Source organism: Streptomyces sp. NPDC002845, from assembly GCF_053591955.1.
In genome coordinates this window covers 19,834-44,327 of record NZ_JBSFUU010000007.1, presented here as the reverse complement: position 1 = coordinate 44,327, position 24,494 = coordinate 19,834, and the positions used below count along the sequence as shown (strand labels likewise).

At 69.1% G+C, this 24,494-nt stretch carries 24 protein-coding genes and 2 pseudogenes; 12 read left to right on the top strand and 14 right to left on the bottom strand.

The window, feature by feature from the left end:
• Positions 1–373, bottom strand: a pseudogene (locus ACWD3C_RS06875) (hypothetical protein); the annotation flags it as partial.
• Positions 374–727: 354 nt separating this feature from the next.
• Positions 728–972: pseudogene (locus ACWD3C_RS06870) on the bottom strand (hypothetical protein); the annotation flags it as partial.
• A 333-nt stretch (positions 973–1,305) separates the two neighbouring features.
• Between ACWD3C_RS06870 and ACWD3C_RS06865 the strand changes: the two are divergent.
• The 4 genes from ACWD3C_RS06865 (at position 1,306) to ACWD3C_RS06850 (ending at position 2,362) form a co-directional block, all read left to right on the top strand.
• Complete coding sequence (locus ACWD3C_RS06865; protein ID WP_451140858.1) at positions 1,306–1,539, top strand: hypothetical protein; 234 nt, start codon at positions 1,306–1,308, stop codon at positions 1,537–1,539.
• Between the two features lie 211 nt (positions 1,540–1,750).
• Entirely contained in the window at positions 1,751–1,969 is a 219-nt protein-coding gene (locus tag ACWD3C_RS06860) for a hypothetical protein (protein ID WP_451140856.1), read from the top strand.
• Positions 1,956–2,207, top strand: a complete 252-nt coding sequence (locus tag ACWD3C_RS06855; RefSeq protein WP_451140854.1) for a type II toxin-antitoxin system VapC family toxin — start codon at positions 1,956–1,958, stop codon at positions 2,205–2,207. Before ACWD3C_RS06860 ends, ACWD3C_RS06855 begins: the two co-directional genes overlap by 14 nt.
• Complete coding sequence (locus tag ACWD3C_RS06850) at positions 2,207–2,362, top strand: hypothetical protein (protein WP_451140852.1); 156 nt, start codon at positions 2,207–2,209, stop codon at positions 2,360–2,362. Before ACWD3C_RS06855 ends, ACWD3C_RS06850 begins: the two co-directional genes overlap by 1 nt.
• A 59-nt stretch (positions 2,363–2,421) precedes the next feature.
• On the opposite strand, the gene ACWD3C_RS06845 is transcribed toward ACWD3C_RS06850, so the two are convergent.
• From ACWD3C_RS06845 to ACWD3C_RS06835, 3 genes are all read right to left on the bottom strand, one after another.
• A complete protein-coding gene (locus ACWD3C_RS06845) occupies positions 2,422–3,552 on the bottom strand; it encodes a hypothetical protein (RefSeq protein ID WP_451140850.1) in 1,131 nt (376 codons plus the stop codon).
• A 139-nt stretch (positions 3,553–3,691) separates the two neighbouring features.
• Positions 3,692–4,375 carry a group II intron maturase-specific domain-containing protein gene (locus ACWD3C_RS06840; protein WP_451140848.1) on the bottom strand — a complete coding sequence of 228 codons (684 nt, stop codon included), beginning with the start codon at positions 4,373–4,375 and terminating at the stop codon, positions 3,692–3,694.
• Positions 4,372–4,995 (bottom strand): TetR/AcrR family transcriptional regulator, encoded by a 624-nt coding sequence (locus ACWD3C_RS06835; RefSeq protein ID WP_451140846.1) that lies wholly within the window; start codon positions 4,993–4,995, stop codon positions 4,372–4,374. The genes ACWD3C_RS06840 and ACWD3C_RS06835 overlap by 4 nt, the downstream gene beginning before the upstream one ends.
• A 166-nt stretch (positions 4,996–5,161) precedes the next feature.
• Here ACWD3C_RS06835 and ACWD3C_RS06830 point away from each other — a divergent pair, with 166 nt between their 5' ends.
• The gene (locus tag ACWD3C_RS06830) at positions 5,162–8,368 is read left to right on the top strand and encodes a bifunctional cytochrome P450/NADPH--P450 reductase (RefSeq protein WP_451140844.1); all 3,207 of its coding nucleotides are present in this window, start codon (positions 5,162–5,164) and stop codon (positions 8,366–8,368) included.
• 253 nt (positions 8,369–8,621) lie between these two features.
• On the opposite strand, the gene ACWD3C_RS06825 is transcribed toward ACWD3C_RS06830, so the two are convergent.
• Positions 8,622–9,269: a response regulator gene (locus ACWD3C_RS06825; protein WP_451140843.1), complete on the bottom strand. Its 648-nt coding sequence runs from the start codon at positions 9,267–9,269 to the stop codon at positions 8,622–8,624.
• A complete protein-coding gene (locus ACWD3C_RS06820; RefSeq protein WP_451140841.1) occupies positions 9,266–10,489 on the bottom strand; it encodes a sensor histidine kinase in 1,224 nt (407 codons plus the stop codon). Before ACWD3C_RS06820 ends, ACWD3C_RS06825 begins: the two co-directional genes overlap by 4 nt.
• A gap of 185 nt (positions 10,490–10,674) precedes the next feature.
• Between ACWD3C_RS06820 and lgt the strand changes: the two genes are divergently transcribed.
• Positions 10,675–11,541, top strand: a complete 867-nt coding sequence (lgt, locus tag ACWD3C_RS06815; protein WP_451140839.1) for a prolipoprotein diacylglyceryl transferase — start codon at positions 10,675–10,677, stop codon at positions 11,539–11,541.
• A gap of 30 nt (positions 11,542–11,571) precedes the next feature.
• Positions 11,572–11,994: a DUF6069 family protein gene (locus ACWD3C_RS06810; RefSeq protein WP_451140837.1), complete on the top strand. Its 423-nt coding sequence runs from the start codon at positions 11,572–11,574 to the stop codon at positions 11,992–11,994.
• A gap of 156 nt (positions 11,995–12,150) precedes the next feature.
• Here the strand turns inward: ACWD3C_RS06810 and ACWD3C_RS06805 are convergent, their stop codons facing one another.
• The 6 genes from ACWD3C_RS06805 to ACWD3C_RS06780 all read right to left on the bottom strand — a co-directional run bounded on the left by ACWD3C_RS06805 (position 12,151) and on the right by ACWD3C_RS06780 (position 17,284).
• Positions 12,151–12,609 carry a response regulator transcription factor gene (locus ACWD3C_RS06805; protein WP_451140835.1) on the bottom strand — a complete coding sequence of 153 codons (459 nt, stop codon included), beginning with the start codon at positions 12,607–12,609 and terminating at the stop codon, positions 12,151–12,153.
• Complete coding sequence (locus ACWD3C_RS06800) at positions 12,509–12,967, bottom strand: hypothetical protein (RefSeq protein WP_451140833.1); 459 nt, start codon at positions 12,965–12,967, stop codon at positions 12,509–12,511. The genes ACWD3C_RS06805 and ACWD3C_RS06800 overlap by 101 nt, the downstream gene beginning before the upstream one ends.
• Before the next feature lie 178 nt (positions 12,968–13,145).
• On the bottom strand, positions 13,146–13,610 hold the full coding sequence (locus ACWD3C_RS06795) for an MMPL family transporter (protein WP_451140831.1): 465 nt from the start codon (positions 13,608–13,610) through the stop codon (positions 13,146–13,148).
• Positions 13,611–14,027: 417 nt separating this feature from the next.
• A complete protein-coding gene (locus ACWD3C_RS06790) occupies positions 14,028–14,786 on the bottom strand; it encodes an SDR family NAD(P)-dependent oxidoreductase (protein WP_451140829.1) in 759 nt (252 codons plus the stop codon).
• On the bottom strand, positions 14,783–15,865 hold the full coding sequence (locus ACWD3C_RS06785) for a cytochrome P450 (RefSeq protein WP_451140827.1): 1,083 nt from the start codon (positions 15,863–15,865) through the stop codon (positions 14,783–14,785). Before ACWD3C_RS06785 ends, ACWD3C_RS06790 begins: the two co-directional genes overlap by 4 nt.
• Before the next feature lie 216 nt (positions 15,866–16,081).
• Positions 16,082–17,284, bottom strand: coding sequence for an NAD(P)/FAD-dependent oxidoreductase (locus tag ACWD3C_RS06780; protein WP_451140825.1), 1,203 nt, complete (start codon positions 17,282–17,284; stop codon positions 16,082–16,084).
• A 157-nt stretch (positions 17,285–17,441) separates the two neighbouring features.
• Between ACWD3C_RS06780 and ACWD3C_RS06775 the strand changes: the two genes are divergently transcribed.
• The 4 genes from ACWD3C_RS06775 (at position 17,442) to ACWD3C_RS06760 (ending at position 20,970) form a co-directional block, all read left to right on the top strand.
• Positions 17,442–17,720 carry a hypothetical protein gene (locus ACWD3C_RS06775; RefSeq protein ID WP_451140823.1) on the top strand — a complete coding sequence of 93 codons (279 nt, stop codon included), beginning with the start codon at positions 17,442–17,444 and terminating at the stop codon, positions 17,718–17,720.
• Positions 17,721–17,829: 109 nt separating this feature from the next.
• Positions 17,830–18,984: an ABC transporter substrate-binding protein gene (locus ACWD3C_RS06770; RefSeq protein WP_451140821.1), complete on the top strand. Its 1,155-nt coding sequence runs from the start codon at positions 17,830–17,832 to the stop codon at positions 18,982–18,984.
• A gap of 112 nt (positions 18,985–19,096) precedes the next feature.
• Positions 19,097–20,299: a sensor histidine kinase gene (locus ACWD3C_RS06765; RefSeq protein ID WP_451140819.1), complete on the top strand. Its 1,203-nt coding sequence runs from the start codon at positions 19,097–19,099 to the stop codon at positions 20,297–20,299.
• Entirely contained in the window at positions 20,296–20,970 is a 675-nt protein-coding gene (locus tag ACWD3C_RS06760) for a response regulator (RefSeq protein WP_451140817.1), read from the top strand. The genes ACWD3C_RS06765 and ACWD3C_RS06760 overlap by 4 nt, the downstream gene beginning before the upstream one ends.
• 446 nt (positions 20,971–21,416) lie before the next feature.
• Here the strand turns inward: ACWD3C_RS06760 and ACWD3C_RS06755 are convergent, their stop codons facing one another.
• A complete protein-coding gene (locus ACWD3C_RS06755) occupies positions 21,417–23,978 on the bottom strand; it encodes a GH32 C-terminal domain-containing protein (RefSeq protein ID WP_451140815.1) in 2,562 nt (853 codons plus the stop codon).
• A 156-nt stretch (positions 23,979–24,134) separates the two neighbouring features.
• On the opposite strand from ACWD3C_RS06755, the gene ACWD3C_RS06750 reads away from it, so the two are divergent.
• A complete protein-coding gene (locus tag ACWD3C_RS06750) occupies positions 24,135–24,347 on the top strand; it encodes a hypothetical protein (RefSeq protein ID WP_451140814.1) in 213 nt (70 codons plus the stop codon).
• Positions 24,348–24,494 lie beyond the last annotated feature (147 nt).

The window sequence follows — 24,494 nt, the reverse complement described above, 5'->3', positions numbered from 1 at the left end:
TGCCCAGTCTCTTATTGTATCCGACTCCATGTGATAGTATGGCCAATTTACTCTGAATCGCCCCTAGTTCGCCTCCATAGCTCGCCGCCACCGCCAAGTCGAACGTCGTGTCCTTGGCTTGTTCCCAAGGAAGCACCGGAAGGCCTGCTCGCGCCAACAACTCGGGCACTCCCGCCAGGAAGGGAGAGGATCCCGTACAGGTAGCGAACAACTGCACGCGAAGGTCACTGTGAAACAGGGGGAGCACATCCAGCAGACGGGTCGCGGACGTCACGTTGTGCACGATGAACAGGACACGACGACAGCCCGCGCGCGTGACCCACCGCTCCGCGTCCTGGCCTACTGGTACTCGCAGCCGTGCCGCCCCACCCATCGCCGCCGGTCCGTCCCCTGACGTGATCGAATATGTTGCCGTTAACGTCTCGCTCGATGCTATCGAGACAAATGCTCAAGTAATCCCTGAGGCGGGAGGGGCTCGCGTGCTCCGCGCCCTCTGGCGGCTCGGCCGTTGACTGATACCGGGCGCACCCGGGCCAGTACCTGGCCGGCGGAGGGGGGCGTGCGGCCCGCCGGGCGAACCGTGAAGAAAATTGGCTATCGGCCGCGCTCGGGAACTGGGCAGAGCCCCCGGTCACCGTTCTTGTGGGCGTAGCCGTGGGCACTGCGAAACTCGGCAGCTCATGCCCGCTGGAGCGTGGTGGCATCGACAGTCACGATCATCGAGCGATCAGTGCTCATTCTCCGCTCCCACAAGCCCGGTCTGCACCAACGGGTCCCACGCCCCGCGACACGAAGATCCCCCGCCCGCCGGCATGGGACGCGGGCGTACGTTGCCAAGGATGTCGCCCTCGTTTGGATCACCGGAGAGTATGACGCCTTGCGCGCCCAACTCCTTGATCCGCTGCACGAAGGGTTCGTAGGAGGACCGTCGGCGCCTGTGGTGTTCCGGGCGGCGATGAAGCGGACACCCACATGCGGGTGCTGCTTCGTGCGTGAGCGACTCGAGCTCGCCGCCCGTCGCTCGCACAGATCCTGGACAGCACGGCGGGCGGACCGCAGGAATGCGTCGGTGTACTCCTGCCGCCCGCCCCAGGTGGCGTGGTCGTCAGTCACCGCAGTTGTGTATCGCGGTGTCGGCCTGGGCCAGACGACCTCATCGCCGTCAAGTGGGGACCAGGTGGGCGCCGTTGATCTTGAGGCCGGCCTCGGCGCCGGTTGAGGGGAGTTGTTCGTTCACGATGAGTCGGCCACCTCCGACGAGTGGGATCTCCGTATCCGGATCTCCCGTCACGGGACACAGGCGAGATGTTGGTGTTTCTGACCGTTGAGGAGAACGTGCAGCCGCCACCGTCACCGAAGCCCGGTAGGTGGGGACCTCCGCCGTCCGTACATGTCCGGTACGTCGTCGTCGATGGGCTGGAGGGCGAGGAGCTGGCACAGCGCCAGTCGAACGCGATCCGCGACGTCCTGAAGTTCCTTGCGGATCAGGAACAAGCCGTCGGCTGTCCCGGAGACAGCGTGACGATGCGGCGACCGTAGCGCTCAGCGCCTGGCGGGAGCCGCACGACCAGGCTGTCGCCGGCGGTGCCGACGTCCCCGGCTCCTCGCATGGGGAGCGCTCCACGGCCAGTCGCGTGGCCCTCTTGTGCCGGGAGTCCGTGGGAAGGGCTGCGGGCCGTGACATCGCGGTCACCGCGGCGGGCATGGCGACGCTATCGTGGACGTACGGCACGGCGGAGAGGGAGCAGCCATGACCTCGGCGTATGACTACAGTGACCTGCACGAGCTCATTGATCACCTGGAGCCCGAGCAGGCGGAGGAGCTGCGCCGCCACGCTCTGCGTCTGGTCAAGCCCGTGCCGAGCCGGTTCCGGATACTGCGGAGCTTCGATGGCCCGGCGACCGATCTCGGTGCCCGGGCGAAGGACGTCGTACGGGCGGAGATCGGCGAGGACGATGCTGATCGTTGATTCCGGTCCCCTCGTCGCCTTCCTCAACCGCAACGATCCTGATCATGAGCGTTGTGCCGACCTCCTGGAGTCGTACGACGGTGACCTCGTTGTCACCCCGTATGTGCTGACCGAGTGCTGCTACCTGGTCGCGAAGTATCTGGGCGCCGAGGCCGAGATCAATCTGGTGGAGTCCGTCGTCGGCGGTGACCTGGTGCAGGTGTTCCCTGATGAGCGGGACATGGGATCGTTGAGCTGATGCGCCGCTACCGGGGCTTTCCTCTGGGTGTGGCTGACGCTTCGGTGGTCGCTGTGGCGGAGCGGCTGAAGCTGACGGATGTCGCGACGCTCGACCACCGGCATTTCCGGGCGCTCGTGCCGGATCACGTTCCCGCATTCACATTGCTTCCCTGAAGCGGAGGCGGGGAGGGAACAGCTCGGCCCCGGCCCGCCCGGGTCGGGGCCGAGCGGGGTTATCGGAGGCCGTGGCGGTCGAGGCGGTGGATCAGGCCGGGGCGGCGCTGATTGTCCTCGATCAGGCGGGTCAGGCGCTGCCGGAAGTCCGTGTCCCGTCCCGTGTGCGTGTATGCGTCGCGCAGTTCCGTGAGGAGGGTGACGGCCTGGTCGTAGGCGCTGGTCTTCTTGGTGGCGATGTGTGCCTCGATCTGCTGCCAGATGGATTCGGCCTCGCGGGCGAGGGCGGTCAGGTGCTGGCCGCGGGCTTCGGCCCGTTCGTGTTCGGCGCGCTGTCGGCGTTCGGTGCGCAGGGCGTGGGCGGCGTCCAGGAGGCGGGCGGCGGATCGGTGTCCGGGGGCTGCGGTGGGTGCCGCGGCGCCGCGCAGGCGGTGCAGTAGGTCGGTACGCAACCGGGGTTCGGCGCCGAGGGCGAGCCGCAGCAGCAGGGCGTCCTTCTCCTTCTGGGGGAGGGCGGCGATCAGCGGGACGAGCTCTTTCTTCGTGGGGCGTGGCGGCTCCTTGGGCGAGGCAGGGCTGGCCTGGGCCGAGACCGCAAGCAGATCGGCGTCCACGCGCAGGAAGTCCGCGAGCGCGCGCTGCGGTGCGGTCAGCTCGCCGAGGCCGGCCGGGACGGGGGGTTCGGGGCAGGTCTGGTACTCCTCTTCGTCGTCGTCCTCGAGTTCCCAGGCGGCGAGTGCGGAGAGCCAGGCCAGGTAGAGGGGGCGCAGGTCGCCGGTGGCGAGTTCGTCGCGTACGCCGATGAGGGCAGCCAAGGAGTCGTCGGCTCCCTCGACCCAGTCGCCGCCCTCGTCCTCGCTGGTGAGATCGAGGAGGAGGTGGGTGCGGGTGGTCCAGGCATCGACGTGGTGATCGAGGCAGTACGCCTTCACCGTGGGCAGGGTCAGTGCCTGCTTGGGCAGGCGCAGCATCAGCCGGTGGGTGCCCCAGTTGGTGACATGCAGGTGGGCGTCGAAGTACCGCTCGACCATGCGGCGCGGATTGCCGCTCAGATCACCCCAGTTGTAGGTGTTGGTGAAGCTGGTCGCGGTGATCCTCGCCCGGGTGGAGATGGCCCGCAGCTGTTCCTGTTCCTCGCGGCTGATCGGCCGGTCGAGGGCCTGGAACTCGTAGTACTGGTACTCGCTCACCTGGTGGAGCCTATCGCCGCCGCTGGTGGGCGGGGACGGGACCGGGCAGGGTGGCGGAAGGCGCCTGGACGCCGTACTCAGGCGCCGTAGGCTGAGCCGATATGAGCGGCGCCGGAGGGAGTGGACTGTGCCATTCTGATCACCAGGCCATGGACGCCACTGTGGTCCATCTCCAGTGTGCGAACATGCGGGGGTACCTGTCGGCGATCTCCCACATCTTGTGGAGCGCCTTCCGCAGCGCCGCGAGCTTCTTGTATTTCTGGCGGACCCACCGCACCAAGTAGGCATTGATGCGCATCAGGAGGGGAGTCAGCGTCGACCGGTAGAACCGGCCGAAGTACTGCATCCACCCCCGCACGATCGGATTGATCCGCCGCGCGAGCTCTACAAAGGAGAGGTCGGACCGGGTGTGAAGCCGCCGGCTGCGGATTTCAGTACTCATCCTCTTCAGAGCTACCTTGCTGACCGCCGGCTCGAACGACGTGGACCGCCGCCCGTGCTTATTCCGGCTTTCGCGTGCGCGAAACGTGTACCCGAGGAAGGTGAACTCCGTCTGCCCAAAGGGCCATCGGCGCCTCCCATCCCGGCAGTACACAATCTGGGTCTTGTCAGGATGCAGTCGCAGCCCGACCTCCTCCATCCTGTCCATCAGCGAGGCCAGCACTTCGCGGGCCTGACGCTCCGACACGCAGTGCGCCACCGCGTCGTCGGCATAGCGCTCGCTCCGACCGCCTCCGGACAGCGGGCATACGGCCCATGTGCGGGGTTTTGGGTTCTTTGTCCGGCCCTGCCGTCGCGGGGCGGATGCAACGCCGGCCGTCAATCTGCCTCGCGGTCGGCCGGTGTCGCCGCCAGCTGGCTTTCCAGGACCGCGATGACGGCGTCCAGCGTGCGGCGGAACATCGCTTCCACCTCACGGTCCGACGCCATCGGAGGGTTTTCCTCGCCTTCGGCCGCGGCGGGCGCCGTCCGCAGAGTCGTCCACTGCTGCAGCGCTCCGCTGACTTCTGAGACGAGCAGGCCCGTGAACAACGCGCTCAGCACAGCGCCGGTCCGAGAGATCTCCCGCTCCGGCACTCCCGCGGCCCTCAGCGTCGAGGTGAGTCCCAGCCAGAAGGGGAAGTCCGCCTGGACGAAGTCGGGACTGGCGAACGTGTGGGCCATCACCAGGGCATCGTGATGCGCGAACGCGCGGTAGCTCAGGGCGAGTTGACGCAGACGCTCCTGCCAGGGGAGGTCCGTCTGTTCAGGTGGGTGGAACTGCGAGGCGACCAGCTTGGCCACGCCGCGCAGTAGGGCCTCCTTGTTCGGTACGTGGTGATAGAGCGACATCGGATTGGCGTCCAGTGCGGTCGCGAGCTTGCGCATGGTGAGCGCTTCGACGCCGTCGGCCTCGATCAGCTTGAACGCCGTGGTGTAGATGGCCTCGGGGGTCAGAGGCACATCCCTCTTCCTTGTCCGCCGGGGAGCCGTCTCCGAGCTTTCCATACAACGTATGGTATCACTGAAGTCAGTTCCATACGGCGTATGGAACTGCGGTGCCGCCATCTGGACGGCTCCTGCTCCCACGGCCGCTGCCACAGCACGGCCGCCGACCGAGGAGTGACTCATGACCGACTTCCGCCCCATACCGACCCCACGCCGCGCCCCGCTCGTCGGAAACACGCTGCAGATCCCGCTGGACGGCCCGGGCCAGTGGTTCGTCGAGGTGGGCCGCCGGTACCCGGAAGGCATCTTCCGCCTGGCCATCGCCGGCCGGGAGGAGCTCTTCGTCTCCGACCCGGACCTGGTCGCCGAGGTCTGCGACGGGACCCGCTTCGGCAAGCCGATCCTCCCGCCGCTGAGCCATGTCCGTGACTTCGCAGGCTCCGGACTGTTCACGGCGCATGACGACGAGGGCGTCTGGGGCGAGGCCCACCGGATCCTGATGCCGGCGTTCAGCCAGCGGTCGATGAAGGCGTACTTCCCTCAGATGCTGGAAATCGCACAGGAACTCGTCGGCAAGTGGCGCCGTCGCGACGGGCGGACCGTCACCATCGCCGACGACATGACCCGGCTGACCCTGGACACCATCGCCCTCTCCGGCTTCGGCTACCGGTTCCACTCCTTCCAGCGCGAGGACCTGGACCCCTTCCTCCAGGCGATGCTGCACGCACTGACCGTCGCCATGGGGCGCACGCAGCGGCCGCCGCTGGTCACCAAGCTCAAGCGCACCGAGGACAGGTCCTACCGGGACAGCATCCGGTACATGCGGGACCTGGTCGACGGAGTGATCCGGCAGCGCCGCCAGGGCATCGGCGACGGCGAACGGGACCTGCTCGGCCTGATGCTGGGCGCCGCCGACCCGGTCACCGGCAAGCAGCTGGACGACGCGAACGTCCGGGACCAGACGCTGACGTTCCTCATCGCAGGCCACGAGACCACCAGCGGCCTGCTGTCCTTCGCGCTGTACTCGCTGCTGCGCAACCCGCACGTACTGGCGCAGGCGTACGCGGAGGTGGACCGGCTGCTGCCGGGGGACACCGTGCCCGACTACGAGACGGTCATGAAGCTGGACGTCATCCCGCGCATCCTGGACGAGACCCTGCGGCTGTGGTCGCCCATTTCGCTCATCGGCAAGATGGCGCTCGAAGACACGGTCATCGGCGGCTGCTACCACGTGGAGAAGGGCCAGAAGGCCACACTGGTCTTCCCGTTGCTGCACACCCACCCCAAGGCGTGGGAGCGGCCCGACGAGTTCGACATCGACCGCTGGCTGCCGGAGAACGCGGCCCGGCACCACCCGCACGCCTACAAGCCCTTCGGCGACGGCAAGCGCGCCTGCATCGGACGTCAGTTCGCGCTCACCGAGGCCCGCCTTGCGCTCGCGCTGATCCTGCAGAAGTTCGCCTTCTCCGACCCGAGCGACTACCAGATGCGGATCAAGGAAACGCTGACGCTCAAGCCCGCGGACTTCGAGGTCCGGATCCGGCTGCGCCAGGACCACGAGCGGCAATCCTTCGACGTGACCCCCGCTGTGCTGGCCGGCGACGAGGAGCAATCTGCCGCGGTCCACGGCGTCGGGGTGAAGCTCGCCGTCGGCTACGGCTCCACCCTGGGCAGCTCCGAGGACCTGGCGCGGATGATCGCCGACCGGGCCCGGCGAGCCGGCTTCGACACCACACTGGCTTCCCTGGACGACCTGGCGGACAACCTGCCCACCGAGGGGCTGCTGGTCACCGTCGCCGCGAGTTACAACGGCAAGGCCCCGGACAACGCGCAGCGCTTCGACGAACTGATCGCCGACGGGCTGCCCGAAGACGCGCTGTCGGGCGTGCGGTTCGCCGTCCTGGGCGTCGGCAACACACAGTGGCAGACCTACCAGGCGTTCCCCCGCCGCATCGATACCGCACTGCTGGCCGCCGGAGCCACACCCGTCGTCGAGCGCGGCGAAGTCGACGCCGCCGGTGACTTCGACGGCATGGCCTCCGCTTGGATCAGCACCCTCTGGGCGACTCTGGCCGAGGAATACGCCGCCGACACCGTGGAGGACGACGGCCCGCGCTGCCACGTCGAACTCCTCACCGAGTCCGACATACGCCCCTCGATCGTCTCCACGCAGGCGTACCCCCTGACTGTCGTCGCCAGCGAAGAACTCGTCGGCGATCCGACCGGACTGTGGGACTTCGAGATCGAGGCTCCCCGCCCGTCGGCGCGGTCCATCACCGTCGAACTGCCAGAGGGAGTCGACTACGGCACCGGCAACCACCTCGCCGTCCTCGCCAAGAACGATCCGGCCCTCGTCGCTCGCACGCTGGACCGGCTCGGCGTGGACCGCGACCAGATGCTCCGCCTCGACCAGGCGGACCCCAGCGGCAGGACCCATCTGCCCGTGGGCGTGCCGGTGACGGCGGAACTGCTCCTGGCCCAGTTCCTGGAACTGCAGGACGTGGCCACCCGATCCCAGATCCGGACGCTGTCGCAGCACACCCCATGTCCCTGGACCCGGCCCCAACTGGAGGCTTACACCGCCGACACGAAGGAGGCCGAGGAGAAGTACCAGGCGGAGATCCTCGACAAGCGGATCTCCGTACTCACCCTGCTGGAACGCTTCCCCGCCGTCGAACTGCCCTTGGCGGTCTTCCTCGACATGATGGGACCCATCCGCCCGCGCTTCTACTCCATCTCCTCCTCGCCGATGGCCGACCCGCGGCACGTCCGACTGACCGTCGGACTCGTCGAAGGCCCCGCGCTGGCCGGCGAGGGCGAGTACCGAGGGCTGTGCTCGCAGTACCTGTGCCGACTGAACCCCGGAGACGTCTTCTACGGCTACGTCCGTGTCCCGTCCCCGGCCTTCGCGCCCCCGGCGGCCCCCTCGACCCCGCTCGTTCTCATCGGGCCCGGCACCGGCATCGCACCGCTGCGAGGCTTCCTGGAGGAACGCGCCTGGCAGTACGAGAACGGCGCACAGGTCGGCAAGTCCCAGGTGTTCGTCGGCTGCCGCCACCCGGAGCACGACTGGTTCTACCGGGACGAGATGGAGCAGTGGGCACGGTCCGGCATCGCCGAGGTGCACACCGCCTTCTCCGCCGTCCCCGACCACCCCGCCCGGTTTGTTCAGAACGCGATCATCGCCGCCTCGCACGCGGTGTGGGACGCCCTTGAGAATGGCGCGCACGTCTATGTCTGCGGCGACGGCCGGCGCATGGCACCGGCCGTACGTGAGGCGTTCGCCGCGCTGTATCGCTCCCACACCGGCAACGATGACGCCGCCGCCCAGCAGTGGCTCGCCCAACTCGAGGCCGACGGCCGCTACCAACAGGACATCTTCGCCTGACCGACACAGAACGGGGGCTACAGCCCTCTTCTGGCTCGGTACGCCGATGGGAGGTCACGGGGGCGGCGCCGACCATGGGCCTACCGCTCACGTAGCCACGGGAGCCAAGGAAGATCGACCATTCTGTTTCAGGCGGCCGTTCAGGCTGCCTGTAGCGAATGGAGTGATAGCGGGGTGCTGCGCCCACAAGGCGTGGTCGCCGACGGGGGCTGGTCCGGTCCTGTTCCTGAACGACCGTGCCCCGGCGAGGCGTTCAGTCCACGCGGATGATTCGCCGACCCAGCGCGGCGGTGACGGCGGCGGTGCGGTCGCCGACGCCGAGCTTGGCATAGATGTGCAGCAGATGCGTCTTGACCGTGGCCTCGGACAGACGCAGGGCGCGGGCGATCTGCTTGTTGCTCTGCCCGCGGGCCACGGCGGACAGAACTTCGAGTTCCCTGCCGGACAAGCCGTCGCCCCGGTCGCCACGCATATGGGCAAGGACCTTGGCGGCCACCGTGGGGGACAGTGCCGCACCTCCCCGGGCGGCGGTACGGACGGCCTCGCACAGCTCGTGTCGTCCGGTGTCCTTGAGCAGGTAGCCGACCGCGCCGGCGTCGACGGCGGCGGTGATGTCGGCGTCCGTGTCGTAGGTGGTCAGGACGAGTACCCGGACTTCGGGGTGGGCGGCGCGGATGGCGGCGGTCGAGGCGGTGCCGTCCAGGCCGGGCATCTGCAGGTCCATCAGGACGACGTCGGGTGCGAGTGCGGCGGTCTGGTGCAGTGCCTCGGCACCGGTGGCGGCTTCGCCGACGACTGTGAGGTCGGGCTGGGTGGCGAGCATGGCGGCCAGGCCCTCACGGACCACGGCGTGGTCGTCGGCGAGGAGGACCCGAATCGTGGGACCGGTCGAGGTACTCATGAGGCCGGGGCCATCCGTTCGGCGCCGGACACGGGTGAGGGCACGGGGGCTGAGGGCTCGACTCGGAGCGGCACCGTGACGGCGACGGTCGTGCCCTCGCCCACGGCACTTTCCACCACGAGCGTGCCGTCCAGAGCGGCGATGCGCTCCCGAATGGTGGCCAGCCCGATGCCGACATGCCGGGCAGCGGGTGCGAAGCCGACGCCGTCGTCCTGAATGTCTATGGCCAGGACGTCGTCGAGGTAGGAGAGCGTGAGGGAAACGCTCGCCGCGCGGGCGTGTCGCCGGACATTGGTCAGTGCCTCCTGTACGACGCGCAGCAACTCGCCCTCCGTACTCGGGGTTGTGGGGGCCGGTTGCCCGGTGACGACCGTGTATGCCTCGATGCCGGTCTCGTCCGCCAGCCGGGTGGTGAGTTCGCGCACCGCGTCCGCCAAGTGCGTACGGTCCAGCGGCGCGGGCCGCAGGGCGTGCACGAGGCGGCGGCTCTCGGCGAGGTTGTCCCGGGCTGTCCGCATGGCCTGCTCGACGCGGGGGGCCGCAGGGGAGCCGCGTGGCAGGTCGTCTCGCGCGGCGTCCAGCAGCATGGCGATGGACGCGAACCCCTGGGTCAGGGTGTCGTGGACCTCCCGGGCCAGGCGCTGGCGTTCGGCCAGGGTGCCAGCCTGACGTTCCGCTGCCGCTCGTTCGGCCTGGGTGGCCGTGAGCTCGTCCAGGAGCCGCTGCCGCTTGTGACTCTCATGGTCGAGGGTGGCGACGTAGCAGGCAATGGTGACCGCCACCGCGGTGCCGAGCACGCAGCCCGTGAGCGCCCGCACGTCGACGGAGCCGTCCGTGGTGAAGCGCTGCCACGACCAGGCGGCGCCCAGCACCAGCACCCCGCCGGCCGACCACCAGGCCCGTCTCAGCCAGTACGGCGTCAGCACTGCCACGGCGGCCGGCAGGAACGCGGGGTCCACCGCGGCCATCACCACCCACCCCACCGACGCCCCGACCAGGTAGGGCAGCGGCGGGCGATCCGTGCCGCCGCGCAGCGCGTTCCAGTACGCGTACCAGGCGGCGAGTGCCGCGGCGAGGCCGACCCGCAGCAGGGCCGCGCCGGTCGTCATGTCCGCTCCGGCCAGCGCACCCAGTACGGACAGGGCGAGCACGGCGGTGAAGAAGGCGTGTTGCCCCACGGCCTTCCACCGCTCCCACTCCCACGCTTGTTGCAGTGCCATGGCCGTCAGCGTAGGCGCAGCCGCGTAGCGGGAGGATCAGCCGGTCAGTGGCGGTGGGCCCACCGAACGGTGGGCGAAGGATGCGTCGATCGGTCGATGTGCGGGACGGGTGCGTGCGGCGAGGATCAGCCCCGCGGCCGACGGTCTGCGCTCCACCGCAATCTGTAATCTGTGAGGAACCATCAGTGGCCCTGGCTTTCATTCCCAGCCCGTCCATCGGCGAGGTTCACCTTGGTCCGCTGCCGTTGCGCGGCTACTCACTGATGCTGATCCTCGGAATCGCCGCCGCGACATGGCTGGGCGGCCGCCGCTGGGCCGCTCGCGGCGGCGAGAAGACCGCCTTGACGGACGTCGCCCTGTGGGCGGTCCCGTTCGGCGTCGTCGGTGCCCGCCTCTACCACGTGATCACGTCCAGCGAGCCGTACTTCGGTGACGGCGGCGATCCGGTCACGGCCCTCTACATCTGGGACGGAGGCATCGGCATCTGGGGCGCCATCGCCGGTGGTGCCGTCGGCGCCTGGATCGGCTGCCGCCGCAGGGGCATTCCCCTGTCCGCGTTCGCCGACGCCGTCGCTCCCGGCATCGCGCTGGGCCAGGCCATCGGCCGCTGGGGCAACTGGTTCAACCAGGAGCTCTACGGGCGGGCCACCACCCTCCCGTGGGCCCTGGAGATCGACCCCGCACACCGGCCCGAGGCCACCCCGGACCTGGCCACCTACCACCCCGCGTTCCTGTACGAGTCGCTGTGGTGCGTTGGCGTGGCCGCCTTGGTCGTATGGGCGGATCGGCGCTTCCGCCTCGACCGGGGCCGGACGTTCGCGCTGTACGCCGCCGCGTACACCGTAGGCCGCTTCTGGATCGAATACCTGCGGGTGGACGAGGCCCATCACATCCTCGGCCTGCGACTGAACGACTGGATCGCTCTGCTGGTCTTCGCGGCCGCCGTCACCTACCTGATGGCTGCGTCACGACGCGCGGCCGACAGGCGTGGCGACGTCGACGCGGGCCGTCTCCTTCAGCGAGTGGATGCCACCAGTAGTCCCAAGACTTGATCATGTTCCCTCTCACGATCTGGAGTTGCCATGTCATCTGTCCCTGAGATGCTGTCTTTACGGCGGGGTCCGCTCGTGGTGGCGGGAGGTGTGTTCATCGCCTTCGTGCTGTCCTCTTTGGTGAATGCGTTGATCGCGGTGCTGGCGCGCACGCTGGGCGCGCCTGAGGACTTCGACGCGTTGGAGCCCTCGTCGTATGCCTCCCTGACCGCGCTGGGGGTGCTGGCCGGAGCCGTCGGATGGGCCCTCATCCGCAGGTTTTACCGGAATCCTGAACGACTGCTCCGCCGACTCGTCCCGTCGGTCGTCGTAGTCTCCTTCGTCCCCGACTTCTTCCTGTTCGACGAGGGCGAGGTCACCGGTGTCGTGGCCCTGCTCGTGATGCACGTCGCGGTCGCGGTGATCGCGGTGATCGCGTATCGCAGGGTCATGCCTGTGAGCTCGGTGCGGTGACTACAGTGCCGATCCGGCCACTGATGCGACTCAGGGGCGCTGGCTCCGTGACGGCGGGGCATCTCGTCCGACGTCGTGCACCATCAGGTCCCCAGTCCGGCGCGGGCAACGGCTCGATCCAGCACGCGGTGCCGTTCCTCCGCTGTCTCGGCGGCCTCACAGCGCGCCTGCCAGCGCCCGCGCCTGCCGGCGCCAGACCTCCCGCGAGACCTCGGCCTTGGGGGACATCTGGCCGGACCGCTGGGAAGCGCTTTCATCGCGTTGAGGAGCAGCGCACCGGGTCGGTGCTTGTAACGGCGTGTCAGGGGGCTGGAGCCCGGATGGTGCCGTCAGCCCGGCGTCGAGGGCGATGACGACCGCTTGCAGGCGGTCGCGGGCGCCGGTCTTGTGGAGGATGCGGCTGACGTGGGACTTGACGGTGGTCGGGGCGAGCGAGAGGTGGTCGGCGATTTCCGCGTTGTTCCAGCCGCGGGCCATGGCGACCAGGACTTCGCGTTCGCGCTGGGTGAGTGAGTCAAGTCGCGGTGGCTGCTGGTGCGATTCGCCGGGGGGGGGGCAGGTTCCGGAAGGCGTCGATGAACCTGCGGGTCGTGTCCGGGGGCAGGGCGGCGCCACCGGAGGTCACCGCCCGGACGGCCGCCAGCAGTTGGCCGTGCGTCGCGGTGTCGCGGAGGACACCGCCGGCCCCTGCACGCAGCAGCGTGTAGGCGTAATGGTCGGGTGTGGGGCCGGTGAGGATCAGAACCTGAGGTGCGGCCGGGGCCTGTGCGATACGGCGCAAGCGGGCGAGGACGGTGAGGTCCGGGTGGCCGAGGCGCCATACGACGAGGTGCGGGGCGAGGCGCCCGGCCATGCGGACGGCGTCGCTGTGCGGGGCATGGCCCACGACGTTCAGGTGGGGGAGGCTGTCCAGCAGTACGGCCAGGACACGGTTTTCGAGGGTCGGGTCGCCGACGAGGAGCACGCTGGTCACGGCGGGCGGTCTCTTCCGTGCGGGGGTGGGGTGCCGGCGTGGCGGCGTGTGGCGCCGTGCCTGGGCACGCCGCCCGCCGGTCTTCGAGGCGCTGGACGGGCGGCGCGCTGCGGGCTTGGCGGGTTCCGGTGGTCAGGCCCTGGCCAGTTCCTTTTCGGCGGGGACGCCGAGCTTTTCCTCAAGCCGCTCGCCCTCGATGTCGGGGTCGGGAACGAGGTCCGTACCAGCGGGGGTGGTACCAGATCTTCTCACCGACGACGGCCATGACGGCCGGCACGAGGGCCAGGCGGACGACGAAGGCGTCGACGAGGACTCCGACGGCGAAGCTGAAGCCCATGGCCTTGATGAGCGGATCGTCCTCGAACATCACGGCGACGAAGATCGAGCCCATGATCAGGGCGGCGGCGGTGACCACTCGGGCGGACAGACCGGTCCCGACGACCGCGGCGGCACGGGCGTCACCGTGGCGGGTGAAGTGCTCCTTGATCCGGGAAACCACGAAGATCTCGTAGTCGCTGGACAGGCCGAACATGATGGCCAGCAGGATGACGGGCAGGAAGCAGAGGGTCTGCGTGGGCACGATGCCCAACTGGTCCTTGAACCAGCCCCATGCGATGGAGGGCACTTGCTCGTAGCCGGTCATCGCCAGGAACGTGGGGGCGCGGCCGTAGCGGCGGCACAAGAGGGGCACCGGCGCGCAGCCGATCGATCAGGACCGGGAGACCTTTGGCTTTCTCGATCGACATGCGTTCGTCGGTCCATTTGGTGAAGTGTTCGCGCAGTACGAGGTGTGCGGCGAGGTCGAGTGTGGTCCAGCCCTCGCACAGGGTCGGTGCGTCCGGACCGAGTTCGGCCATGAGGTCGCACAGCTCCCGGCGCTCCCGTTCGTCGAGAGCCAGTCCCTGCTCGCGTGCAGTGGTCATTGCGTTTCTCCCTTCACGAGGCCGGTTGTCTGTCGGCTCGGTGGTCCCGTCGGTCCGTGTGCGTCTGCTCGTGGTGTTCCCGGGGCGCCGTGAGTAGACCAGTACCTGTCCCGTGTGTGACGTCGGTCGACGCGTGTTCACATGTGGAGGCCGCCGTTGACGCCGAGGGTCTGGCCGGTGATGTAGCCGGCCTCGTCGGAGCAGAGGAAGGCGCAGGCGGCCGCGATCTCTTCGACTGTGCCGGGCCGGCGGACGGGCGTCATGGCGCCGGCGGCCTTGATGCTGACGTTGCCTGCCTTTTCGGCGTGGCGTGCCATGGGTGTGTCGATGAGTCCGGGTGGGATGGTGTTGACGGTGATGCCGGTGGGTGCGAGTTCCAGGGCCAGCGCTTTGGTCAGGGAGATGACTCCTCCTTTCGACGCGGCGTAGTGCGCCATGTTGGGTGCGCCGGTTTGCGCGCTGACCGAGGAGATGGTGACGATCCGGCCCCAGCCCGCGGCCCGCATGTCGGGGAGGACTGCCTGGATGCAGTGGAATGTGCCGGTGAGGTTGACGGCGAGGATGCGGTCCCATTCCTGGATGGTGATGTCGGTGGCCGGTGTGAAGGCCTCGACGCCCGCGGAGGTGACCATGATCTCGACTGGGCCGAATTCGTTGTGGACGGCGCGTACCGCGTCGTCCACCGCGGTGCGGTCGGTGACGTCGGCCTCGTAGGCTCGTGTGGCGGAGCCCAGCCCGCTGCTCAGCTCTTGGGCGGCTTGCCGTGCCGCGTCGCCCTGCCGGTCGAACAGGGCGAGGCGGTGTCCTTGCCCGGCGAGGCGGCGGGCGATGGCGAGCCCCGTGCCGGATGCGGCGCCGGTGACCACGGCCACCCGGCTGCTGTGAAGATCGCTCATCGTGGCGTCACCACCCGACCGGCAGTTCGTGGACGCCGTAGGTGGCCATCTCCTGCCGGAATTTGAGCTGCTCGATCGGTACCGCCAGCCGGAGTCCCGGCAGCCGGCGCAGCAGCGTGGGCAGCGCGATTTCCAGTTCGGTGCGTGCCAGGGACTGTCCGAGGCACTGGTGAATGCCGTAGCCGAAGGCGAGATGCCCGCGGGCGTTGCGGGCGTTGCGGGCGATGTCGAAGTGGTCGGGATCGGTGAAGAACCCCTTGTCCCGGTTGCCCGCGGGCAGGTTGATGACGATCTGCTCCGGCCCGGATCAGTTGTCCGCCGATGGTGAGATCCTCAAGGGCCACCCGCACGATTTGGTCCTGGGCGATGGTCAGGTAGCGCAGCAGCTCTTCGACCGCCTTCGCGATCACGGCCGGGTTGTCGGTGTCGCGGATCCGGGCCAGCGCCTCGGGGTTTTGCAGGAGGGTGATGGTCGACAGGGCGATCATGTTCGACGTGGTCTCGTGCCCGGCGATCAGCAGGACGTTCCCGTTCATCGCCGCTGTCTCGCGACTGATCTCACCGGTGGCGACCCGCTCGACGATCAGCCTGCTGAGGCGGTCGTCTCCCGGCTCGCGCTCCTTGCGCGCGACCAGTTCGACCAGGTAGTTGTACAGCGCTCCACTGGCCGCCTGCCTTTCTTCCTCGGTGACGCTGGCGTTGAGCAGGATGCCGCTGTGCTCCTGGAAGAAGGCGTGGTCGGCGTAGGGCACTCCGAGCAGCAGCGAGATCACCAGCGACGGGATGGGCAGCGCGTACGCGGTGACGAGGTCCGCCGGTTGTCCCTTGCTGATCATCTCGTCGAGGATGCGGTCCACCATCTCCTGGATGTGCGGGCGCATCGCCTGCACCCGTTTGACGGTGAAGTCCTTGGTCAGCATCAGGCGCAGACGGGCATGCTCCGGGTCGTCCATCTTCGGGAAGCTCTGCGGCAGATGGTGGTCGTTCGTGGTTTCCGTGCTGATCCGCGGATCGCTCAGGAGCGCCCTGATGTCCTCGAACCGGCTCACGGTCCAGGCCGGTGTGCCGTGCCAGTCCACCCGCTGGAAACCGTCCTTCTCGCGCCAGTCCCGGTACTCCGGGGGCGGATCGAACGGGCAGCGGGCCTCGCGCGCGCCGGGGAAGGCCGGAAGAACGGCCTTGTCGTTCGTGTCGGTCTCCATGCTCATGAATGCTCCTGTGAGGTGTCGTTCCGGATGTCGTCAGCACGGCCAACGGCGGCGTGCTGGTTCTGGCCGGCTGGTGGCGTGCGGTGGTCAGGCGGCTGCTGTGCCGGTGACGGCCTCGTCCCAGTCCGCAACGGCGGCGATGCGTGCCCGCCAGGTGCGCAGCGTCTTCGGCGGCATGCCGACCGCGAGCACTCCGGTCAGCCGGTCCCGCCAGCGGTAGGCGACGAGGAAACGCCCCTGCGCCATGTCGCCCTCCACGACCGTCGCCTCGTCGTGGTCACGCAGGTAGCCGTAGGCCTGGATCCTCATCCCGTACTGATCGGACCAGAAGTACGGAACCGGAGCGAACGGCGTCGGCGCGTTGGGGGTGAGCAGGTTGCGGGCGACGGCACTGCCCTGCTCGGCGGCGTTGGTGCGGTGCTCGACGCGCATCGCCGTGCCGAACAGCGGATTGTGCCAGCGCGCCACATCCCCGACTCCGTACACCCCCGGTGCGGCGGCGCTGAACGCGTCGCACACCAGCCCGTCCAGCACGGTCAGCCCGCTGCCCTCCAGCCACTCGGTATTGGGCAGGGAGCCGATGGCGACCAGTACGTCGTCGGCGGGAATCAGGAGGCCGTCGGACGGGGTGACGCCCGTGACCTGACCGCCGGAGTCGACAATCCCGGCCACCGTGACTCCGGTGCGCAGCTGTACGCCGTGGTCGACGTGGACGTGGGCCACAAACCGCCCCGCCCGCTCACCGATGGCCTGCGCCAGCGGGACCGGGCCCGATTCCAGCAACGTCACCTCCACCCCGAGCCCACGGGCCACCGCGGCCACCTCGGCACCCAGGAACCCGGCACCGACGATCACCAGCCGCCGTCCCGGGAGCAGCCGGGCCCTCAGCGCCAGTGCGTCCTCCGGGCGCCGGAGCGTGTGCACCCCGGCCACCCCCTCGCTGCCCGACAGGCGGCGAGGACGGACACCGGTCGCGACGACCAGACCCTCGTACGGCACGCGGGTGCCATCGGCCAGCGCCACGGCCCGGCCGGCCCGGTCCAGCCCGGCGGCGGCCACTCCCAGGCGCAGGTCCAGGTCCAGAGCGTCGAGGTCCGCCTGCGGGCGCAGCATCAGCCGCCCCGGCTCCCATTCTCCGGTCAGGACCTGCTTCGACAAGGGCGGACGGTCGTAGGGCGGATTCGGCTCGTCCCCGATCAGCGTGATCACGCCGTCGTAGCCCGTCACGCGCAGCGTCTGCGCGACGGCCAGCCCGCCCGCCGACGCGCCGACGATCACGATGCGGTTCACGTCTCCACCAGGCGGATCGCAGCGGCCGGACAGACCATCGCTGATTCCCGGACATCGTCGCCGGCGACGTGGCCCGCGACACCCCGACGCTGCGGGCGCTCATGGTGTCACGCCTGGCCAAGGTCATGACGGCCACACCGGAGAGGGTGCGGAGCCGTTGCTGCACCTGGCCACCGCAGCGGACCCGGAAGCGCTCAACGGTTCGTCCTTCGACCACCTTCAGCGCAAAGCCCCCCACACCCACAGGCCGTCGACGCGGACCCTGGCCCGCAGGCTGTGGGAGCGCTCGGTGCAACTCACCGCTCTGCCTCCGACGTCCCTCTCAGATGCGAACGACCCTGGTGTGACGGCGCGGGTCAGGCACTCGGCGCCGCGCGACATCGCCGACGAGGTGTTCGGCGACGTCCTCTCCCCGGCCGTTCAACCGAACGGTTGAATCTGTAACCGACTCATGGGCGACGCGAAGATCCGCGCCACGACGCCAGGCTGATGCTGCCGTCGCCGTCGGTACGCGACGGCAGAGGAGAAGAGAGGACACCCCCCATATGTCCAGGGACTTCAGCAGGCGACGCCTTCTTGCCACCGGCGCGGGCGTCGCGCTCGGCGGGGCCGCCGCGGCCTCGGCGTCCGCGGTACCGGCCGCCGCACAGACCGCGCGGGGCTCTGCCGCGGGCGGCGCCCGGGTCCGTGAGGAGACGCGCTCGCTCGACGAGTTGTACGAGGCCGCGCTCGCCGAGGGCGGCAAGCTCGTCCTCTACCAGGGCGGAGACGTCGACAGCCAGGCCGCCGGCGTGCGGGCCGCCTTCGGCAGCCGCTTCCCCGGAATCGACCTGACGGTCGTCGTGGACTACAGCAAGTACCACGACGTCCGCGTCGACAACCAGTTCGCGACCGACACCCTGGTCCCCGACGTCGTACAGCTGCAGATGCTCCACGACTTCACTCGGTGGAAGCGGCAGGGCCGGCTGCTGCCCTACAAGCCCGCAGGGTTCTCCGAGGTCCACCCGGGTTTCAAGGACCCGGACGGCGCGTGGACCGCGCTCATGGTCATCGGCTTCAGCTTCATGTATGACACCGCGGCGGCCGGTGCCGACGCACCGAAGACCCCGCTGGACCTGGTCGACCCATGCTGGAAGGGCGCCATCGCCTCCTCCTACCCGCACGACGACGACGCGGTGCTCTACCTCTTCTCCCTCTACCAGCAGAAGTACGGCTGGGACTGGGTGGCCAAGTTCGCCGCGCAGCAGCCGCAGTTCAACCGCGGCTCCCACTCCCCCCGTGCCGCGGTCAACGGCAAGCAGAAGACCATCGGGGTCGGGACCTCCGGCAGTGCCGTGGCGAGCTCGGGCCCGACGACGTGGGTGGCGCCCGTGGGGCACCCGTTCATGGCGTGGGGACAGCGCGCGGCGATCCTGAGGCAGGCTGCCAACCCCACGGCCGGCAAGCTGTACCTGAACTGGATGCTGTCCGAAGAGCGCCAGATGGGGCGCTCCAACGGCTGGTCGGTGCGCAGGGACGTCACCCCGAACGCCGCGCTGAAGCCGGTGTGGGAGAACCCGGACGCCCATGTGGCCGGCTTCTCCCGGTTCATGGAGGACCGTGCCACGGTCGAGCGGCTGAAGCAGACCTTCGCCCTGTACTTCGGTGAGGTGAAGGGCGATCCGACGCCGGGGTGGCTCGGGCTCCACCCGGGACGGTAGCGCTCTGCCGAGCGCTCCGGAGCCACTTCCCTTACAACGGGCACACAGGCCACGGCGTAAGCTTTCGGCGCTCATGTCGACTTCGATCGGCCCGCCGCAGGGAGCACCAGCCGTGCCCGTCACCGTCATCGACTTACGCCACCAGTCCGTGTGGGTGCGGCAGCTGCCGCACCTGGTGTTCCTCGTGGCCGTGGTCGGCACCCTCGTACGGCTCGCCGAGCTGAACAGCAGGCTGTGCTGGACCGTCGCGCCGCCCACCGTGGCGCTGGCCCTGCTCTACGTGGCCGGGCTGGCCCGCTGGGACCGGCTGGGCGAGCTGGGCCGCCCCGTCTGGCTCGGGGTGCTCCTGCTGCTCTGGAGCTGGGTCGCCTGGATCATCCCCGTCCCGCTCGCCGCCGGATACGCGTGGCTGGCCGTTCCGCTGGCCGTCCTCGCCCTGCGGATGTCCGGGCGCCGGGTGAGGATCGTGGCGGTCGGCATGGTCACGGCGCTGCTGGTGGCCGCTCTCGTACGCACCAGTGGTGGCGCCGACATCGAAGTGCTGGCACCACCTGTCGCCGCGCTGGCGGCCACCGTCGTCCTCTACCGGGCTCAGCAGCGCCTGACCCGTGAACTGGCGGAGACCCGGGGCGAGTTGGCGCGGCGGCAGCGGGAGGCCGGGCGCCTCGCCGAGCGGGCCCGCATTGCCCGGGACCTGCACGACACCCTGGCTCAGGAGCTCGCCGGCAGCCGCATGCTGCTCCAGGCCGCCGAACGCGACTGGGACCGGCGCCCGGACGCGGCCCGCCGGCAGGTGAGGGCGGTCGTCGAGGCCCTCGGCACGCATCTCGCGCAGACCCGCGGCATCATCGGCGACCTCACCCCGCCCGGACTGGCGCGCGATGGCCTGGAGGGGGCACTGCGGGACCTGTGCCACCGCACCGGCAACGCCGTCGTGGTACCGCGGATCTCCTTCCGTACGGAGCGCGAGCCGTACTTCCTGCCCACGGACCGGGCAGTGGCCCTGCTCCGGGTCGCCCAGGGCCTCTTGGCCAACGCCTGCGAACACGCGCGGGCCGCCCATGTCCACATCACCCTCGCGTACGGGGGCGACGCGTGGGTGAGCATCGAAGTCCGGGACGACGGAACAGGCTTCGAGCCCGCCGCCGTCAACGCGGCGGGGACCGGCCGCGGATACGGGCTCAGTGCCGCCCGCGAGCGGCTGAGCGCGCTCGGCGGCGTGCTCACCATCGACAGCACACCCGGCGGCGGTACCCGCGTCCGGGCGGCGCTGCCCGCCGAAGACGTCGTCAGAGTACCGGCCGGCGTGCGATGACCGGCAGCGCGGGGCCGCCGGTCCTGATCCTGATCGTGGACGACCACGTCGTCGTACGGGCCGGGCTGCGCGCCCTCCTCGACGGCGAGCCCGGCTTGGAGGTCCTCGGGGAGACCGGTGACGCAACCGATGCGGTGCGCCTGGCGGAACGCCTTCGGCCGGACGTGGTGCTGATGGACCTGCGGCTGGCGGATGCCGGCGCACCGGACGACTGCGTCGATGGCATCGAGGCGACCCGACGGATCCTCGCCGCCTCCCCCGGCACGCGGGTCGTCGTGCTCACGAGCTACAGCACCCAGGGTGATGTCCTGCGAGCCATCGAGGCGGGTGCCCGGGGATACGTCCTCAAAGCAGGCCCGCCGGAAGAACTGTTCCGCGCCGTGCGCGCCGCGGCGGCCGGAGGCATGGGGCTGGCGCCGGAGGCTGCCGCACGCCTGGCCGGGCACTCGGTCGGGGCGGAACCGGTCCTGACCGAGCGAGAGATCGAGGTCGTACGGCTTGTGGCCCGCGGACAGAGCAACCGGGCCATCGCGGCTGCCCTGTTCCTCGCCGAAGCGACGGTCAAGACCCACCTCGTACGGATCTACCGCAAGCTGGGCACCGAGAACCGGGCGAGCACGGTCAGTGAGGCCGCCCGCCTTGGACTGATCGAACTCAACACCCGGACCTGAGTGCGGGACCGGCCCAGGTACCGACCAGTCGGACTCCGGCACAATAATCTGGCAACGTGCTGGTTGCAGGACCGAGCGGACAAGTTGGCCTTCGAGGGCAACGGGGCCTCGTCGTGCCCAAAGGGCGCCACCCGGCAGCAAACCGGGCGTACCCAAGGAAGCGCGCCTTGCCTCAACCATGCGACCGAGCCGGAATCGCAGTGGCCGTCATGTATCTCTGAACAGGTGCCGCTGGAGGCACATCAAAGGTGCGGTGCTGGCTGCCTTCCCACTCCCGGATGCCCCACCAGGCGCGCACCGATTGAGTCGGCCCACCAGTGGACTCCGCTTGCGTCACTTCGTTCCCTGCTTCGTTGGTTTGTTTTGTTCTGCCGCGCCTGGACGGCGCGGCAGAACAGGGCCCGTGTCAGCTGATCGCTTGCGGAGGCGCACGGACCCGGGACTCGTCACCGCCAGATGGACTTCAGCTGCCACGCCTGCATGTGGTTGAGGGTGGCGGTGCCGTCTTCGGCGAAGACCTCGACGCCGGTGCTGGAGGGGTCGGGGAAGATCTGGTCGGTGATCACTGCCTCGCCGCTGCCGCCGAAGATCTCGACGGATGACCAGTCGACGAGGATCCGCAGCTTGACCTTGCCGTTCTTGGGCTTCAGGGGTGCGGTCTGTATGCCGGGGAAGGTGCTGTTGAAGTCTCCGGCGCCGGAGCGGGTGCGGTCGACGTACAGCTCCTGGGTCGTGGTGTCGTAGCCGATGACGGTCTCCTCACCATTGGCGCCGGTGCGGACCTTCAGGCCGAAGCGTTCGGCGTCCTTCAGGGAGAAGGTCGCCTCGATGTCGAGTGCCTTGCCCTTGGCCGTGGGGCCGGTCAGAGGCTTGGAGGTGCTCTTGACCGTGACGCCGGACGCCGTCGCCGCCGGGCGGTTGTGGCGGAGGGACTCCAGGCTGCCCACCGGCTTGCTGGTCAGCCGGATTCGGCCGTCGACGGTGCGCAGGGCCATCTCCCTCGGGACGCTCTGCGCGCCGCGCCAGGGGGAGGTGGGGATGGACTGGCCGTAGTCCCAGTTGTTCATCCAGCCGATCATGTAACGCTTGCCGCCCGGTGCGTTCTCCCAGGACACCGCCGCGTAGTAGTCCTTGCCGTAGTCGGCCCAGTCGGCGCGCTGTACGACGGACTTGGCGGGCTTGTCGGCGGCGGTGAACTGGTCGGCCATGACGTGGCCCCAGCCGGCGGTGTTCATGTCGAGGATCTGGACCTGTGCCTTCTGGCCGACGTACGGGCGCATGTCGAAGGAGGCCCAGTCCAGGGTTTCACTGTCGGCACCGGTGGCGCTGCGGACGACCTTGCCGTCGACGAGCAGGTTGACGGACGTCTCCTGGGAGACGCGCTGGGCCTGGGTGTCGGACAGCACGATGTGGTCGACGTTGAGGTGGCCCCAGCCGCCGGTGTTGTCGTCGACGATCCTGATCCGCGCCTTCTTGCCGGCAAGGTCGCTGACGTCCCAGGAGGCCCAGTTGAGAGCCTCGGCGTCCTTTCCGGTGGCGCTGCGGACGACCTGGCCGTCCACGAGGAGCTCGACGGCGGTGGGGTTGTCGGAGCCGACCGGGTGGTTGCCGCCGCCGATGAGGAAGTTGATGTGCTTCTTGTCGATGGTGAACTCGGGCGACGTGAGGGTGCCGGTGGTGGAGTCGCCGTTCAGGAAGGTGTTGGCCAGCCCGTCTCCCAGGAACCCGGAGACCTGTTGCTGGCCGGGGAGGGTGCCGGTGGCCGGTGCGGTGCCGAAGGCGTCCCCGGTCGCCGTCCAGTCGCCGTACGTTCCGCCTTCGAAGTCGGCAAGGACCGTGCCCTCGGGCGGAGTCGTGTCCAGGACGGTTCCGGCCTCGTGCGGGTGCCGCCCGCCACCGATCTTGAAGTTCAGGTAGGGGCTGTCCACGGTGAAGGAGGGGGAGGTGAGGATGCCGGTGGCGCCGTCGCCGCCGTGGAAGCTGTTGGCGAGGCCCTTGCCGTCGAAGCCGGTGACGGCTCCCTGCCAGTCCACCGACCCGGTTGCCGGTCCCTGGCCGAACGCGGTTCCGGTCGTCGTCCACTCACCGAAGTCGGCGCCTTCGAAGTCCTGTACCACCTCGCCGGTGGGCGGGGTGTAGGTGCCCTTGTCGTCGGCGGTGAACTTCTTGCCGTCGAAGTCGCCGACGAAGTACTGGGCGGCCGATCCGCCCGCGATGCCACCGGGGTTGATGTTGACGACCAGAACCCACTTGGTGTTGTTCCTGTCGCCGTCGACGGCGAGGGGGAACAGGTCGGGGCACTCCCACACGCCACCCGTCGCACCGGCCGGCCCGAACTCACTTTGCAGATCCCAGTCCTTGAGGTTCTTGGACGAATAGAACCGCACCTTGTGCTCGGCGGACAGCGAAACCGTCATCAGCCAGCTCTTCGTCGGCGCGTGCCACTGGACCTTGGGATCGCGGAAGTTGTTGGACCCGATGTCGATGACGGGATTGCCCTGGTACTTGGTCCAGGTGCGGCCGCGGTCGGTGCTGTACGCGAGCGACTGGGCCTGCTTGCCGCCGTTCTTGTAGGCACTGGTGTAGATCGCCACCATGGGCGGGTTCCTCTTCGTACCGAACCCGGTGGTGTTGTTCCAGTCGACGACCGCGCTGCCGGAGAACACCATCTCCTCGTCGTCGTGCGACAGGGCGAGCGGCAACTCCTCCCAGTGCACAAGGTCCTTGCTCACCGCATGGCCCCAGGACATGTCGCCCCAGGAGTTGCCGTTCGGGTTGTACTGGTAGAAGAGGTGGTACTCGCCCTTGTAATAGACGAGGCCGTTGGGGTCGTTCATCCAGTTCTTCTCCGGAGTGAAGTGGAACTGGGGTCTGTAGGTCTCGGAGTACGGCGGGGTGTCGGCAGCGACGGCCCGGGGGGCGAGCGGTGCGGCGGACAGGGCGCAGACCGTCGCCACCGCCGCCATCAACCGCATGCGGGCATGCCGGGATACGCGTACAGAGCTCATGGTGTCTCCTAGTCCCGCGGCCGTCCGCGCACCGGTGACTGCGGCCCCGGCGCGGACGGACCGAAAAGTGACGCCCTGTCGGCGCCGACGTCCACGGCACCGACACCGGGGCGTCATCGTTGACTTATGTCAGCGATGACATCGAGTGTCCCGACAATGAAGCGCAATCCGGCCAGTGCCGTCAACGGTGCGGGCGCGATTGTTTCGGTACGGATCGACAGGCCGTCAGGCGTCGCCGGCGGTCGCGACCTGCGCCAACCCGCTCGGGCAGGGCGGGTTGTGGCCGGCAAACGAGCAGGTCAGGGCGGCGAACTAGGTGGCGAACCCGCAGGCTTCCGCGACACCGGCAAGACCGAGAACGGCCGGTGAACGAATTGTTTCCGGTGTATTGACCGGTCGGGCTTCTCGGTGCTTCACTTCCGGAACCGGTACCGAAACCGGTTCCGGGACCGCTTCCGGTACCGGTTACACGGGGCTCTGTACGATCGGCCCTTCGGTGCGGGAGGACGTCTTCCG